The organism is Pseudomonas frederiksbergensis (assembly GCF_900105495.1).
In the GTDB taxonomy this organism is placed as follows: domain Bacteria; phylum Pseudomonadota; class Gammaproteobacteria; order Pseudomonadales; family Pseudomonadaceae; genus Aquipseudomonas; species Aquipseudomonas frederiksbergensis.
The window spans coordinates 3,024,062-3,037,902 of the sequence record NZ_FNTF01000002.1; the positions used below are offsets into that span (position 1 = coordinate 3,024,062).

Annotated in this window: 19 protein-coding genes; all 19 read left to right on the top strand. The window is 61.4% G+C overall.

All coding sequences use genetic code 11. The annotated features are described in order from the left end of the window. The first annotated feature begins 134 nt into the window (after window positions 1–134). Entirely contained in the window at window positions 135–1,046 is a 912-nt protein-coding gene (locus BLW70_RS14210) for a GPO family capsid scaffolding protein (RefSeq protein WP_074874910.1), read from the top strand. A gap of 1 nt (window position 1,047) precedes the next feature. After that, window positions 1,048–2,064, top strand: a complete 1,017-nt coding sequence (locus tag BLW70_RS14215; RefSeq protein WP_074874913.1) for a phage major capsid protein, P2 family — start codon at window positions 1,048–1,050, stop codon at window positions 2,062–2,064. After that, entirely contained in the window at window positions 2,064–2,780 is a 717-nt protein-coding gene (gpM, locus tag BLW70_RS14220; protein WP_074874915.1) for a phage terminase small subunit, read from the top strand. The genes BLW70_RS14215 and gpM overlap by 1 nt, the downstream gene beginning before the upstream one ends. Before the next feature lie 99 nt (window positions 2,781–2,879). Continuing rightward, the gene (locus BLW70_RS14225; protein ID WP_074874917.1) at window positions 2,880–3,341 is read left to right on the top strand and encodes a head completion/stabilization protein; all 462 of its coding nucleotides are present in this window, start codon (window positions 2,880–2,882) and stop codon (window positions 3,339–3,341) included. Then, on the top strand, window positions 3,338–3,790 hold the full coding sequence (locus BLW70_RS14230) for a phage tail protein (protein WP_074874920.1): 453 nt from the start codon (window positions 3,338–3,340) through the stop codon (window positions 3,788–3,790). Before BLW70_RS14225 ends, BLW70_RS14230 begins: the two co-directional genes overlap by 4 nt. After that, the gene (locus BLW70_RS14235; RefSeq protein ID WP_074874922.1) at window positions 3,777–4,460 is read left to right on the top strand and encodes a phage virion morphogenesis protein; all 684 of its coding nucleotides are present in this window, start codon (window positions 3,777–3,779) and stop codon (window positions 4,458–4,460) included. The genes BLW70_RS14230 and BLW70_RS14235 overlap by 14 nt, the downstream gene beginning before the upstream one ends. An 11-nt stretch (window positions 4,461–4,471) precedes the next feature. Next, window positions 4,472–5,587 (top strand): DUF2586 domain-containing protein, encoded by a 1,116-nt coding sequence (locus BLW70_RS14240; protein WP_074874924.1) that lies wholly within the window; start codon window positions 4,472–4,474, stop codon window positions 5,585–5,587. Between the two features lie 6 nt (window positions 5,588–5,593). After that, complete coding sequence (locus BLW70_RS14245) at window positions 5,594–6,046, top strand: phage protein (RefSeq protein ID WP_074874926.1); 453 nt, start codon at window positions 5,594–5,596, stop codon at window positions 6,044–6,046. Continuing rightward, window positions 6,046–6,255, top strand: a complete 210-nt coding sequence (locus BLW70_RS14250) for a TraR/DksA family transcriptional regulator (RefSeq protein ID WP_074874928.1) — start codon at window positions 6,046–6,048, stop codon at window positions 6,253–6,255. Before BLW70_RS14245 ends, BLW70_RS14250 begins: the two co-directional genes overlap by 1 nt. After that, on the top strand, window positions 6,255–6,551 hold the full coding sequence (locus BLW70_RS14255; RefSeq protein WP_074874930.1) for a hypothetical protein: 297 nt from the start codon (window positions 6,255–6,257) through the stop codon (window positions 6,549–6,551). Before BLW70_RS14250 ends, BLW70_RS14255 begins: the two co-directional genes overlap by 1 nt. Next, window positions 6,548–7,075, top strand: coding sequence for a lysozyme (locus BLW70_RS14260; RefSeq protein WP_074874932.1), 528 nt, complete (start codon window positions 6,548–6,550; stop codon window positions 7,073–7,075). Before BLW70_RS14255 ends, BLW70_RS14260 begins: the two co-directional genes overlap by 4 nt. After that, a complete protein-coding gene (locus BLW70_RS14265; protein ID WP_074874934.1) occupies window positions 7,072–7,539 on the top strand; it encodes a lysis system i-spanin subunit Rz in 468 nt (155 codons plus the stop codon). The genes BLW70_RS14260 and BLW70_RS14265 overlap by 4 nt, the downstream gene beginning before the upstream one ends. Window positions 7,540–7,587: 48 nt before the next feature. Next, a complete protein-coding gene (locus BLW70_RS14270) occupies window positions 7,588–7,878 on the top strand; it encodes a putative phage tail assembly chaperone (protein ID WP_074874936.1) in 291 nt (96 codons plus the stop codon). A gap of 23 nt (window positions 7,879–7,901) precedes the next feature. Then, window positions 7,902–8,042 (top strand): DUF6890 family protein, encoded by a 141-nt coding sequence (locus tag BLW70_RS30805; protein ID WP_162842852.1) that lies wholly within the window; start codon window positions 7,902–7,904, stop codon window positions 8,040–8,042. A 5-nt stretch (window positions 8,043–8,047) separates the two neighbouring features. Next, window positions 8,048–10,081 carry a phage tail tape measure protein gene (locus BLW70_RS14275; protein ID WP_074874938.1) on the top strand — a complete coding sequence of 678 codons (2,034 nt, stop codon included), beginning with the start codon at window positions 8,048–8,050 and terminating at the stop codon, window positions 10,079–10,081. After that, window positions 10,078–10,395, top strand: coding sequence for a DUF2590 family protein (locus BLW70_RS14280; RefSeq protein WP_074874940.1), 318 nt, complete (start codon window positions 10,078–10,080; stop codon window positions 10,393–10,395). The genes BLW70_RS14275 and BLW70_RS14280 overlap by 4 nt, the downstream gene beginning before the upstream one ends. Continuing rightward, complete coding sequence (locus BLW70_RS14285; RefSeq protein WP_074874942.1) at window positions 10,392–11,564, top strand: baseplate J/gp47 family protein; 1,173 nt, start codon at window positions 10,392–10,394, stop codon at window positions 11,562–11,564. Before BLW70_RS14280 ends, BLW70_RS14285 begins: the two co-directional genes overlap by 4 nt. Further along, complete coding sequence (locus BLW70_RS14290; RefSeq protein ID WP_074874944.1) at window positions 11,561–12,085, top strand: phage tail protein; 525 nt, start codon at window positions 11,561–11,563, stop codon at window positions 12,083–12,085. Before BLW70_RS14285 ends, BLW70_RS14290 begins: the two co-directional genes overlap by 4 nt. Before the next feature lie 9 nt (window positions 12,086–12,094). Then, on the top strand, window positions 12,095–13,834 hold the full coding sequence (locus tag BLW70_RS14295; protein ID WP_074874946.1) for a phage tail-collar fiber domain-containing protein: 1,740 nt from the start codon (window positions 12,095–12,097) through the stop codon (window positions 13,832–13,834). The last annotated feature ends 7 nt before the right edge of the window (window positions 13,835–13,841 follow it).

The following is a 13,841-nucleotide window of genomic DNA, read 5'->3' on the forward strand; positions in this document are numbered from 1 at the left end:
GAAACGCGGGGTTAAAATCCGTGTTCAACCTATATCTGCGAAATAGGACCAACGCAAAAGTGAACCGTTTGTTTGGTGGTCTGACGGTGCATATCGTGGCGGCTCAAATCACCGATTGAGCGCAGTTATCGCCCATGCCCCGTTCCCTTGTTTCGTTCTGGAAACGTGTCGCCACCAGCGGCCCGACCGTAGATGGCCGCGAGATCCTTCCCCAGGAACTGCGTGATATCGCTGAGACCTACAAACCATCCTTGTATACGGCTGTGATCTGGTGCGACCACGAACGCTGGCCGGGCTCCCACGGCACCGTCTTCGCGGTGCGCCTGGTGGAAGAGGGCGACGATCTGGTCCCGGGACAGATTGCCCTCGAGGCGCAGTTGAAGCCTAACAACAAATTGCTGTGGCTCAACGACCAGGGCGAGAAGTTGTTTACCAGCATCGAGATCACGCCCAACTTCGCGAACACCGGCAAAGCCTATCTGACCGGCCTGGGCGTTACCGATCAACCGGCCAGCCTGGGTACTCAGGAACTCTACTTTTCGAACAAGACCAGTAAGGCCGCGTATTTCGCCGCCTCCCTCGAGCTTGGTCCCCTACGCGATGACCAGCCACAAGGCGAATTGACCAAGCTCCTGGGCATGTTCACCGGGCTGTTCAAGCGCTTCGGTATCGAAGAAACCCCAGCAGACCCGCAAACCCCCACCGAGAGCAAACCCCCAATGGATGAAGCTACAGCCAAGGCTGTGAAGGCCCTGATCGAGCAATTGATGATTGTGGCCGCTGGCCTTCAAGTGTTGATTGAGCCGGTCGTCACCGAGGAAGAGCCGGACCAGGCGCCAATCGATGACGTACAAACGGCGGTCGATGCGATCGTCGCTACGGCCGAGGAAGAAAAGAACCTCAGTCGCCAAAAGTTCGGCAACCAGGCCGTTTTGGCTAGCCTGGCTCAACTGCAAAAGCAATTCGCTACATTGGCGAATACCCCGCAAGGTCGTCAGCTGCCGCGCTCCACCGGCCCAGCCGACGCCAAAAAACGGGTGCTGTGATATGAGCCAACAATCTCTTTCCAATCGCGCCTTGTTGCAATACTCCGCCCTGTGTCTGGCGATCGCCGAGACCTACAGCGTCGACGTGACTCGCCAGTTCAACGTAGAGCCGAGCATTGCCCAGGAACTGAACGACAAGATCACTGAGCGCGCCGATTTCCTCGAGCGCATCAACGTCGTACCGGTCACTGAAATCAAGGGTCAAAAGGTAATGTTCGGTGTGAATGGTCCTGTGACCAGCCGCACCAACACCAAGACCACCGACCGCGAAGCCAAGGACGTTTCTGACCTCAACGGTCTGGGTTACGAGCTGTTTGCCACCGAGTCCGACGTGGGCTTGCCCTTCGCCAAGATCGACAGCTGGGCCAAGTTCCCGGACTTCGCCGATCGCTACTCGGCGGCGGTGCAAAAGCAGATTGCCCTCGATCGCATCATGATCGGCTGGCATGGCGTTGCTGCAGCACCCCAGACCAATCTGGCCACCAGTCCGATGCTGCAGGACGTCAACAAAGGTTGGCTGCAGCTGGCTCGCGAGCAGATTCCTGAGCAGGTCCTGCACGAAGGCGCGGTCGCTGGGAAAATCACCCTCGGCGCCGGCGGCGACTACGAAAACCTCGATGCCCTGGTGCACGACACCAAGCAAATGATCAGCTCCGTGTTCCGTGATGGCGGCGACCTGGTGGCGATCGTTGGCAGTGATCTGCTGGCGGCCGACAAAGCCAAGCTGTATTCCAGCCAGGCCGGTAAGCCCACTGAGAAAGAACGCATCGAAAGCGCCCAGGTCATTGCGACCTATGGCGGCCTGCCGACCTTCACCGTGCCGCACTTCCCGGTCAATGCCGTGGTCGTCACCAGCTGGGACAACCTGTCGATCTACTTCCAGGACAGCAGCTGGCGTCGTCACCTGCTCGAGAACCCGAAGCGCTCCCGCGTCGAGGATTACAACGGCCGGAACGAAGGCTACGTGATCGAGCAGCTGGAGAAATTCGCGGCCGCTGAAAACGTGGAGTTGATCTGATGAGTCTGGCACTGGCGCACAAGCGCCGCGTTCAAGCCGAAGGCCCAGCAGCTGCTGCACGTGCCGGTGCCGAAGCGGTGGTGTATTCATCCGCCACCGCGCTGTCCAGCCCAGCCAACGCCAAGAAACACCTGAAGCTGATGGAAGACGCATTAGCACAGGACCTGGAACGCGTCAGTGCCATCAACAGCCGAGAACTGCGTCAGCAACTCAAGCGTGACGAGCTGCTGCCCAAGTACCTGGACTACGTGCAGCGCTACCGCGATTCCGGATTGAGTTTCCCGAACTCGGTAGTGATGCAGGTCCTGGTCTGGCTGTTCGACACCGTGCAATTCGAAGCGGGTCTTGATCTGGGGAACTTCGCGATGGAGCAAAACCAGCCGATGCCTGAGCGCTTCAGGCGCGACGTGCCGACATTTGTCGCGGATGCGGTGATCGAGTGGGCCGAGGCCGAGCAGAAGGCCGGACGCAGTCCAGAGCCGTATGTTTCCGACCTGTTGCCGCGTGTCGATGGCGAATGGAACCTCACTGAGCAGATCCCGGCCAAGTACCACAAGTTGCTTGGGATCCGCGCCCTGGACGCCAGGGAGTGGACGAAGGCCATCACCCACTTTGAACGCGCCACTGAGCTGCACGCCGCCGTTGGTGTGGGCACACGCCTGGAAGGCGCCCGCAAGGCGCTGGCAAAAGAACAGGCTAACAAAGCCACCGCATAACCCGACTACCCCCCCGGCGAGAAACTGTGGATGTGAGCCAACCATTTATGGCCCTGACCCACTGAAACAGTTTTCCCGCCCCTATTCGAGTGCCCAGCAATGAGCTTTTCCGGGAAACCCACGACCTTTGTGGAACAGGCGATTGAGAACGACGGCTTCTGGCCGGACCTCTCCGTGGCCGAGTTCCAGAAGGGTTACCGCCTGCCGGCGGAGTACCTGGTAGACATGCTGGTCACTGATCTGACCACGGCGATGACCGAGGTCAATCGAGATCTCGCCAAGCGCAAAGGCCAATGGCAGAACGTGGGCATCACCACCGTGGAATCTGCTGACCCTATGGTGCTGCCAGAGCGCACATTTCACAAAGCGACGTACAAGCGCGCCGTGTATTGCCGCGCCAAGGCAAGCTTGCTGTCCCAGTTCGCCACGGTGACCCGTCGTGAAAGCGCGGAAAACACCGGTAAAGAGCTGCCCGAGCGTGGCGAGACCTTCCTCGAGTTCAGCCAGCAAGCCGTTCGGTCGCTGCAGGGCCGTGGCCGCATTACGGCGGCGCTGCTGTGATCAAGCTCCAGGCTTTGACGGCCTACCTCATTGAACGCCAGTTGGTGGCGACTGAGCAGCTCGACAGCTGGACCGAACAGGTCACCCTCGAGCTGGTATGGAAGCCGGACGTGGACGGCATGCACATGGGCAATATGCGCTATCGCGCCGCGATCGTGCTGGAGCGCTTCGCCGACCATCCGGCGCGACTGATGGCACTGGTCGGGAGTTGGCTGGAAACCAACGATCCCGGCCGCGATCGGGACGAGTTGCCGGCACCGTTGTTTGCCATCGAGATGCTGGACAACGACCTGGCCGACGTGGACATCACGCTGGAATTCGTCGAGCCACAATACCTGGCCGAAGACCCGGCCGGCGAGATCCAGGCCTTCGGCAAGACTTGGGCATTTGTGCCATTTGACCTGTGGGTCGCTGAACGCGGCGAGGTGGCTACCCATGGCGGGGCGTAGCACCTTCGAACTGGATGCACGCGGTTACCTGGGCGTGCGCGAGCAACTGGCACTGCTCAGCCTGCCGCCCCAACTGCGCCGACGCCTGCTGAACAACGTGACCAAGCGTGTACGGACCATGAGCCGCAAGCGCGTGCGCGATCAGCAGAACCTGGACGGCTCACCTTTCAAGGCACGCAAGGGTTCCGGTAAGGGCAAAAAGAAGATGGAAGCCGGCTTGGCCAAGCTGATGGTGGTGACCCGTGTCAGTGCCGACGAAGCCGAACTGGGCTGGAAAAACGCGTTGACCCGCTGGGTCGCCGCACAGCAACACCATGGCGTCAGTGAACGGCGCACCGCTGCGCAGATGCGCCGCTGGAACAAAACACCACCTGGCCTGGCCGCCACCGACAAGCAGGCAAAGCGCCTGCGCCGGTTGGGCTTTCGTGTGCGCCAGGCGGGCAAAAAGACGCTGACCCGGCCGTCAGTGGCGTGGATTCAAGAGCATGTGAACTACGCCAAGGCGGGGCTGTTGATCCGCATCCTGGATGACGAGCGAAGCGAGTCCACTGGCGCGCAGAGCTGGGAAATCACGCTTCCAAAACGCCAGTTCATCGGCGTCAGCACCGACCGCGACACCAGCTTGCTGGTTAACCAGGTGTTGCAACAAATCCTACATTCACCCCGCTAACGAGGCACTGCATGGCACTCGGTCAAGTCACCGTCGACAATCTCAATCTGGGCCAGGGTGCCGTGACAGAGATTGAGCGTTACTTCCTTTTCATCGGCCCGGCCGGCAAGAACGTCGGCCAGTTCATCCCGCTGAACACCGACAGCGACCTGGACGCTTCACTGGGCGTTCCGGCCAGCGATCTGAAAACCCAAATCACTGCTGCCCGTCTCAACGGTGGCCAGCGCTGGGCGTGCGTGGCCGCTCCGATCGGTAACGAGGGCAATTGGTCCGAGGCCTTGGAAAAAGCGCAACAGCAGGGCTTCTCGGTGGAGGCCGTGGTAATCACCAAACCGGTGACCACCGCCGCCGAGCTGTCGGCCATGCATGACGCGGCGATTGCCCTGAACAACACCTACGGCCGCCGCGTGTTCGTGATGGCGGCTGCTGTCGGCATCACCGCGCAACAGACCTGGGCGCAATACGTCACCGAGCAAAAAGCCCTGGTCGCTGACTTGGCAGCGCCGCGTGTCCTGCCGGTGCCGCAACTGCACGGCAATGACCTGGGCGTGCTGGCCGGCCGCTTGGCCAACGCGGCGGTCAGCATTGCCGACAGCCCGATGCGCGTGGCCACTGGTGCCGTGTTGGGTCTTGGTCCGGTGCCGATCGATGCCGACAAAATCCCGCTGCCATCGGCGGTGCGCAGTGAGCTGGATCGGGCGCGCTTCTCCGTTTCGCAGACCTACCCGGATTACCAGGGCGTGTACTGGGGAGACGGCAACATGCTCGACACCCCGGCGAGTGACTTTCAGGTCGTTGAACACCTGCGCATCACCGACAAGGCAGCACGCCTAATTCGTCCGCTGCTGATCCGTCGCGTGGCCGATCGCCGCTTGAACAGCACCCCCAACAGCATGGCAGTCAACACCAACCAACTGATGGCGCCCCTGCGTGCGATGGCCAAGTCCACCACGTTCAACGGCGAGGTGTTCCCCGGTGACATCGAGCCGCCGAAAGACGGTGACCTGGTGCTGAACTGGCTGAGCAAAACCAAGGTCGCGGCCTACATCAAGCTCAAACCCCTCAACTGCCCGAAAGACCTGACGGCGAACATCGCCCTTGATCTTTCCACCGACAAAACGGAGTAACGCCCCATGGCAAAAATTGGCGGCAAGAACTTCGACGTGAGCCTGGGCGACCTGTCGCTGCACGTCGAGAACTGCACCCTGGACATCACCGACAACTCGGCGGTGGCCCAAACCCGGGGCGTGCCGGATGGCTTCGTGGATGGCGATGTGGCGGCGGCCGGCGAGTTCGAGCTGGACACCACCAACTTCAACTTGCTGATCGACGCGGCGCGATCGGCCGGCAGCTTCCGCGCGCTGAAGCCCTTTGACGCGGTGTTCTTCGCCAAGGCCGGCGAGGACGAAGAACTGCGCGTGGAAGCGTTCGGTTGCAAGGTGAAGATTTCCAGTCTGCTGGGGATCGATCCGAAAGGCGGCGAGAAGAGCAAACACAAGGTGCCGTTCGACGTCACCAGCCCGGATTTTATCCACATCAACGGAGTGCCGTACCTCAACGCTGCCGAGATCGAGGGGCTGCGCTGATGGTGGATTGGTTCGACCGCGCCCAGGAACTGGAGCAACGCCAGCGTGACCAGGCGATCAAAGCCCAGCTGCAGCAACCACGGCCGGTCGGGCCAAGCCTGACCCACTGCCAGGACTGCAACAACGAGATCCCGCCGGCGCGCCAGGCGTTGGGAGGCATGACGCGGTGCGTCCCGTGCCAGACCGGCCACGAACAGAGTAAACGCTGATGACGACAGACGCCCTACGCCTCGGATCGATGGAACAACAACTGGCTGTGATCGAGCACCGGTTGAGTGAAATCGAAGATCGGCACGAAACCGTGCCGACGCGTGTCACCAAACTGGAACAGCAGTTCGAACACATGGCTGGCCAGCTCTCAGAGCTGAATCAGGGCCAGCAGAAGCTGACCGTGGCGGTCAACGTGATCGGCTCCAAAGTGGGACGGTTGCTGACCATCCTGACGTTGGTCGGCGCTGTGCTGCAAATGGCCGTGCCAGCACTGCTGCGGGTGTGGTTCCCATGAGCCTGCGCGGCCGGATTCAAGCCGGTGCAATCGCCCTGGTCAGCGCTTCGTTGCTGGCGTTTCTGGGCACCTGGGAAGGCCAAGGACAGAACACCGTTTACGCGGACAATCTGGCCCGTGGGCTGCCGACTGTGTGCAAGGGCATCACCCGTCACACCAGTCCGTATCCGGTGGTGGTCGGCGACTTCTGGTCAGACGCTCGATGCGCTGAGGTGGAGCAGCTGGTGATCGGCAAAGGGCAGCTACAGCTCGCCGACTGCATCACCAATCAGCAGGTGGGCCAGAACACGTTCGATGCCCTGAGCAGTCATGCGCATAACGTTGGTGTGCCCAACACCTGCGCTAGTCGGGCGATGGGGCTGATCAACGCCGGCCGCGTTGCCGAAGGCTGCAAGGCCTTGGCTTGGGCACCGGATGGCAAGACGCCGGTCTGGGCTTTCGTCACCGATGCCCAGGGCCGCAAACAGTTCGTTAAAGGCCTGCACAACCGCCGGCTGGCCGAGATGGAGCTGTGCCTGAAATGACCTTTTCCCCGTCGCGCCTGGTGCTGTTTGTACTGCTGGCCAGCCTGCTCGCATGGGTGGCGTTCGATCGGGTGACCGATCAGCGCAACGATGCCCGGCGCGAGCGCGACAGTGCGCAATGGGAAGCGAAAGGCCTGCGTGAAGCGGCCCGCATCAGCGGCGAAATGCTCGCCGAGCGGGATGCGATCGACCTGAGAAACACCACGGAGTTGATCCATGTCCGCACTGAAAACCAAAACCTGCGCCGCGCTGTTGACGATGGCACTAAGCGGTTGCGGATCCGCGCCACCTGTCCCGCCTCAGTGCCCGCCGATCCCGGCGCCGGCCGCTTGGCTGATGCAGGCACCGCCGAACTCACAGCAGACGCTCGACCGGATTATTTCACCCTCCGAGATCAGCTCGCCTTAAGCCGGCAAATGATTCTGGGTTTGCAGCAGCATGCCCTTAGGGTCTGCCGGCGTTAACCGGCGGACTAGGGCAATCACTTTTTAACCTCAACCGAGAGCTATCCCATGAACGAGCAAAACGCAGAAATCACCCTGGAAGTCGGCGAGCAGGAATTCACTTTCACCCTGACCCCGGCAGACGTCACCAAGTACTTCAACGCACTGACCCAGACCAACAAGGTCGCCCCGGGCAATAACCTGCTGATGACCACCGTCAAGCAGGAAGAACGCGCCACGCTGAAACCGCTGCTGGCTAACCCGGTGATGGTCATGCAACTCGCCGGAGCACTCCTCGAGGAGTACGGCCCGAAGGTTGAGGTGATCGTAAAAAAGCGCTCGGCCACGCTGAGCGCCTGACCGAAAACGGCCTGGGTCAGCTGATGGCCCTGACGAACCGCTGGCTGCCTGGAGCCGAGCCCACACCTGAGGTGATGGGCACGGCCAAGTGGCTGGAGGACGAATACTGGAGACGCATGGAGATGGCCGTGGCTAACGGCATCGCCCTTGCGCTGAACGGGTAACGACAGTGGCAGACCGTAGCGCCAGCCTGGCTTTTATCTTGAGCCTGACCGACAAGGTCACCGCGCCCCTGGGCAAAGTGAAAATGGGTTTTTCCGACCTTGCCGAGCAGAGCGAAAAGCACATCAAGTCGATTGGCCTGGGCCTGGGCGGTCTGACGGCGGCGGTGGTCGGGATCCAGCAGTCCATGGCGCCGGCACTGGAGGTCAATCGTGCCCTGGGCGACGTCCGATCGCTGGGCGTCGCTGAGGACGCGCTGACCGCGCTCAACAGCAAGTCGCTGGCGTTCGCCGTGAACTACGGCGAGAACGCCCGGGAATTCGTCGCTTCGGCGTATCAGATCGATGGCGCGATTAAAGGGCTGGTCGGTAATCAGCTGGCCACCTTCACCAACGCCAGCAGTCTGGTGGCCAAGGCCACCAAGACCGACGCCGCGACCATGGGCGAATACGTCGGCACCCTCTACAACTTGCAGAAGTCCCAGGCGGACGCCATGGGCAAAGGCGCGTGGGTCGAAAAACTCGGCGGGCAGACGGCGCTGGCGGTGCAGTTGTTCCGCACCAGCGGTACGGCCATGAAAGACGCGTTCAAGGAAGCCGGTGCGATCGCCACGACGGCCGGCGTGGACCTGGCCGAACAGATGGCGGTGATCGGTACGCTGAGCAGCACCATGGAGGGTGGCGATGCCGGCGGACGTTACAAGGCGTTCTTCGAAAACATCGGCGCTGCCTCGGAAAAGCTCGGCATGAAGTTCACTGACCAGCAGGGCAAGATCCTGCCGATCATGTCCATCCTGGACAAGCTCCAGGGCAAGTTCGGCGATCTGACCAGTGCGTCGGCCGGGGCCAAGCTGATGGAGGCCTTCGGCGGTGAAGGCGCCCAGGTGATCGGCGCACTGGCCAAGGACACCGGCCGCTTGCGTGACGGCCTCGATCAACTGGGCAAAGTACGCGGTCTGGAGAAGGCCGAGCAAATGGCCCAGGCCATGGTCGATCCGTGGCAGCAATGGGCGTCCTTGGTCGAGGTCATGCGCGTGGTGTTCGGCCAGGTGCTGATCCCGGTGCTGTCGCCGTTCATGAACAAGATGGTGGAGATCGGCAAGACCCTGGTGCGCTGGTCGCAGCTGTTCCCGAACATTACCCGGGTGATCGGTATCACCGCGCTGACCATCATGACGATTATCGGCGCCATGTCTCTGCTGACCCTGACGGTGGGAATCGCGAAGTTGACCTGGCTGGGCCTGCTGACGGTCTGGAAGATCCTCAACATGACCGGACTGCGCAGTGTGGCGATATTCCTCTATCACACGGTGATGGTCATTGCGTTCGTGGCCGGGCTCGCCCTGATGTACACCTGGATGGGCCTGGTTAGGACGGGCATGCTGCTTTGGCAGGGGGCAGTCTGGCTGGTCAATGCGGCGCTGTTGGCCAACCCGATCGTCTGGATCGTTATCGGCGTGATCGCTCTGGTCGCGGCCGTAGCCGCTGCGATCTCTTTCTGGGACGAGTGGACCACCGCGCTGCTCAACAGTGAGGCGTTCAAGTGGGTCAGCGCCCAGCTCCAGGCCTTGTCTGACTGGTTTAACTCCATGGGCGGCTGGTCCGGTATGGCCAAGGCCGCCTGGGACGGCATCGTCAGCATCTTTCACAAGGCCGTTAATGGCCTGATCGAACTGCTCAACAGCATCCCCGGTGTGAACATCGAGGCGCGCTTCGGCGGCATGCCCGAAGTGCCCGGTATCGATGCGGCTACCAACATCGCCGACAAGGCAACTGCCGGGCAAAAAGTCCAGCAGAGCATCAACGCCGCCGACACCGCAACAGCCGCGCAAAAAGCCCAGCAGACCATCAATGCGGCCATTCCCAGCATTTCCCCCACGCGACCGACTGCGGTGCCGCCTGGCGGCCTGCTGACCAGCATTCAGAACAACAGCAACAGCCAGAACAAAGGTGTGCATGTGGAGAACATGACCATTCAAAACAGCAAGCCGATGAACCCGCTGGAGATGGAAAACATGATGGCCATGGCGGTGGGTGGATGAGCGAATACGTTGACCTGTTGATCGTCGACAACGACCTGTCGCTGGACCCTTCGAATCAGCCGCGGCTGATCGATGACCGCGCCTGCATCGCCCAGGACATCGCGCACATGATCCGCGACAGCGGCCTGCTGGTGACGCTGGTGGCCGAACGCGATCGGCTGCGGCAGCGCGACTGCATCCAGCAGATGGAACTGCTGGTGGAGGCCGACGAGCGCCTGGTGCCCGGGACTGCGCACATCACGCAACTGGAGCCAGGTCAGTACCTGGTTACTGCCAAAACCCTGAAATTCGGATTGATCGAGGTAAGCCTGTGAGTGAGGTCGATTTTAAACAGGTGATCGCCGACGCCGGCATCCCGACCACCGAGGCCGGTCTGAAAGCGGCCTGGGAAAAGGAGGTCGAAGCCCAAGGCGCCAAGGTGGCGAACACCAGCAGCTATTCGCCGTTCTGGCGGGTGATGACGGCGCTGGTCACCAAGCCGGTACTGTGGTTACTGGATTTCCTGTGCCTGACCGTGCTGCCAAACTTCTTTGTGAAAACGGCGGTGGATGCCTGGCTGGACATGCTCGCCTGGGCGGTCAACGTCGAGCGCAAGGGCGCGACCAAAGCCCAAGGCACCGTGCTGTTTACCCGGGCCACGCCGGACGGCGTGATGGAGCTGGAAAAAGGCATCGCGGTGCAGTCCGCTGCGATCAACAGCAACGTTTACCAACTGACCACCACAGCGGCCGCAATTTTTCAGCAAGGCCAGCTACAGCTGGAAGTGCCGGTGGAAGCGAACGAGGCCGGCAGCGGTTACAACCTGGCACCGGGTTACTACGCGATCCTGCCGGTTCCGGTACCAGGCATTGTCCAGGTGGCCAACGTGGACGGCTGGCTGGAATCACCGGGTGCGGATCCGGAACCGAACGACCAGCTGCGACTGCGTGTGCGCAACCAGTTCTCGGCGGTCAACCAGTGGCACACCGACGCGGTGTATCGCGCCATGATTTCCGCGTTCCCCGGCGTGCGCCCCGATGGCGTGTATTTCGAACACGGCGCGCCCCGGGGCCCCGGCAGTGCGAACGCCTATGTGCTGTTTGATGCGGGTGTGCCGGCGGACAGCTACCTGGAACAAATCAACTCGCACATCCGCGACCAGGGCAACCATGGGCACGGCGATGACCTACTGGCCATGGTGATACCGGAGATCCAGTACACCATCGAGCTGGACCTATGGCCACGGCCCAATTTGGGCGCTGAGAACTTGGCCAAGCTGCAAGCCGAGGTGGAACTGTTTATCCGTGCCGCGTTTCGCGAAAGCACCGTTCGGGACTACAAGCCGACGCTCACTTATCCCCAGTCGCGATTCAGTTTCAGTCGTCTGACTGAGGAACTGCACCGCCAGTTTCCCGATATCAGCTCGATGAGATTCGCTACACCCGACATCATTTCCGGCTTGGACATCCCCCGGGTCCAGGCGTTGAAGGTGACGGCTCGATGATCAAAATCAAGTTGCCGTTCTGGCTCGCCGGCACCGAACTGTCAAAGCTGATCGCCGCCGCGCAAGCCTGGTGGGAAACCGTCACCGGCTGGCTGAACTGGCCATACCTGCAAATCGATCCAGACACCTGCCATCTGACCATTCTGGAATTGTGGGCTTGGCAACGCGACGTCACGCGCTTCAACGGCGAACCTGAGGCCTTGTTCCGGCTGCGGGTGAAATACGCCTTCATCAACTCCGTAGACGCCGGCAGCACCGCCGGCATGAAGCGCATTTTCGAGCGCCTGGGCGTGGGTTACGTCGAGATTGAGGAACGCCAGCCCGATCGGGACTGGGACGTGGTCCTGCTCAAATTCAGCAACACCCAACTGTCACTGAACCCGGAGTTGCTGCGCGTGTTGATCCAGCAATACGGCCGGACCTGCCGGCGTTACGACTTCGTGACCATCACCCCCGTGGCGCTGCAAATCGCCTTGATCGACTTTAACGACGACCAGCAAACGCTGGTTGCCAGCCTGTAGGAGCGCACCGTGAGCGCCAACATCACCCTGGCCGGCGAAAGCCAGATTGCCCTGAAGCAAAGCCAGAAAAAACCGCTGATCATCAGCAAATTCATTTTTGCCAACGTGCCCGGGCTGGATCCGGTGGCGCCGATCGATCGCGCTGCCGGCAAACCACCGGCGGCGCAGATCGTCCACGTCTACACCATCCCTGCGCAAAACGCCGGCTATGTGAACCCCAACCAGGTGGTGTACAGCGCCCAGCTGGGATCGGACATTGGCGACTGGGATTTCAACTGGGTCGGCCTTGAGGACGAAGAGGGCGTGCTGTTCGCGGTGTCTTCGGTGCCGTTGCAGCAGAAGCGCAAGAACATTCCGCCGCTCCAGATCGGCAACAACGTCACCCGCAACTTCCTGGTGGCCTTCGATGGCGCCCTGGAGTTGACCGGCATCACCATCGACGCCAGCACCTGGCAGCATGACTTCACCGTGCGCCTGGCTGGCATTGATGAGCGCCAACGCCTTAGCAACCGCAATATGTACGGCCGGGCTTGTTTCATCGCTGACGCAATGATGTTCGAAAAGGTCGGCAACGCGTTCCAGCTCCGCCCTGGCAAGGTCTTCATCGAAGGCATTCGCGTGGACTTGCCTCAGCCATTCGTTGTCACCGGCGTTATTCCCGTGGGCAAAGTTTGGTTGGATGTGTGCCTGGAACGGCAGCTCAACGATCGAGTGGCCAGCTGGAAAGTGGTCTACGGCAACCAGGCGGACTACACCGACGCCGCCGGAGCCCTTCACTACTGCGTGCCGATCGCTGACTTTATTTCGAGCACGCAAATCACCGATCTGCGTATCTCGGAGCCGATCGACAGCTCCTTGATTACGTACCTGGCAGCCCGTACGGGCGACTATCCGAAGCTGCGTGCCCGGGGGACGAAGAAGGAAGACGTCGGTTTGGGCAACCTGCCCAATGCCAAGAGCGACGATCCTACGACCAACAGCAGCGAGATCCTGGCCACGACCGCTGCACTGAACAAGCTGCAACAGCAGGTTGGAGATTCCATGACCGGCATGGTGTGCGGGTTCGCCATGCCGACGGCCCCCGAGGGTTGGGTTAAATGCAATTTCGCGGCGCTTTCGCGAACGGCATTTGCCAAGTTGTTTGACCGTATTGGGACCATCTTCGGGCCTGGAGATGGGGTTACGACCTTTAACGTTCCGGATGCGCGAGGGCTCTTTCCCCGGGCTTGGGACGACGGACGTGGTGTTGACCCGGGGCGGGTGTTCGGCACCCTCCAGGACATGCTGATGCAATCCCACGCGCACACCGCCTCGGCCGCCGCCGTCGGTGACCACGTTCACGGTGCATGGACTGATGCCCAGGGTAATCACGTCCACGCCGCATCGACGGACGCCCAAGGCAACCACGCACACAGTGCTTGGACCGATGCACAGGGCCACCACCAGCACGGCATTTTCCGGGCAGCGAACAGTAGCGTGGGTGGCGGCAGCCCCAACATCACCACGGCCAACGGTGCCAACGGTATGGCTGCGCCCACAGAAGGGGCCGGTACCCACAGCCATAACGTCGGTATTGGCGAAGCCGGTAATCACGCGCACAACGTTGGCATCGCCGCCGCCGGCGTCCACGGGCATAACGTCGGTATCGGCGGTGCAGGCAACCACACCCACGCCCTGACGGTCGCCGCTGCCGGCGGTAGCGAAACCCGTCCGAAGAACTTGGCCCTTCTTTTCTGCATCAAGTATTGAGATCGAT

Bases quoted from the DNA above. Each gene is read 5' to 3' on its own strand.
- BLW70_RS14225 (WP_074874917.1), top strand. From the start codon at position 2,880: ATGAGCTTTTCCGGGAAACCCACGACCTTTGTGGAACAGGCGATTGAG.
- BLW70_RS14210 (WP_074874910.1), top strand. From the start codon at position 135: ATGCCCCGTTCCCTTGTTTCGTTCTGGAAACGTGTCGCCACCAGCGGC.
- gpM (WP_074874915.1), top strand. From the start codon at position 2,064: ATGAGTCTGGCACTGGCGCACAAGCGCCGCGTTCAAGCCGAAGGCCCA.
- BLW70_RS14250 (WP_074874928.1), top strand. From the start codon at position 6,046: ATGGTGGATTGGTTCGACCGCGCCCAGGAACTGGAGCAACGCCAGCGT.
- BLW70_RS14260 (WP_074874932.1), top strand. From the start codon at position 6,548: ATGAGCCTGCGCGGCCGGATTCAAGCCGGTGCAATCGCCCTGGTCAGC.
- BLW70_RS14280 (WP_074874940.1), top strand. From the start codon at position 10,078: ATGAGCGAATACGTTGACCTGTTGATCGTCGACAACGACCTGTCGCTG.
- BLW70_RS14270 (WP_074874936.1), top strand. From the start codon at position 7,588: ATGAACGAGCAAAACGCAGAAATCACCCTGGAAGTCGGCGAGCAGGAA.
- BLW70_RS14255 (WP_074874930.1), top strand. From the start codon at position 6,255: ATGACGACAGACGCCCTACGCCTCGGATCGATGGAACAACAACTGGCT.
- BLW70_RS14245 (WP_074874926.1), top strand. From the start codon at position 5,594: ATGGCAAAAATTGGCGGCAAGAACTTCGACGTGAGCCTGGGCGACCTG.
- BLW70_RS14240 (WP_074874924.1), top strand. From the start codon at position 4,472: ATGGCACTCGGTCAAGTCACCGTCGACAATCTCAATCTGGGCCAGGGT.
- BLW70_RS14290 (WP_074874944.1), top strand. From the start codon at position 11,561: ATGATCAAAATCAAGTTGCCGTTCTGGCTCGCCGGCACCGAACTGTCA.
- BLW70_RS14265 (WP_074874934.1), top strand. From the start codon at position 7,072: ATGACCTTTTCCCCGTCGCGCCTGGTGCTGTTTGTACTGCTGGCCAGC.
- BLW70_RS30805 (WP_162842852.1), top strand. From the start codon at position 7,902: ATGGCCCTGACGAACCGCTGGCTGCCTGGAGCCGAGCCCACACCTGAG.
- BLW70_RS14235 (WP_074874922.1), top strand. From the start codon at position 3,777: ATGGCGGGGCGTAGCACCTTCGAACTGGATGCACGCGGTTACCTGGGC.
- BLW70_RS14215 (WP_074874913.1), top strand. From the start codon at position 1,048: ATGAGCCAACAATCTCTTTCCAATCGCGCCTTGTTGCAATACTCCGCC.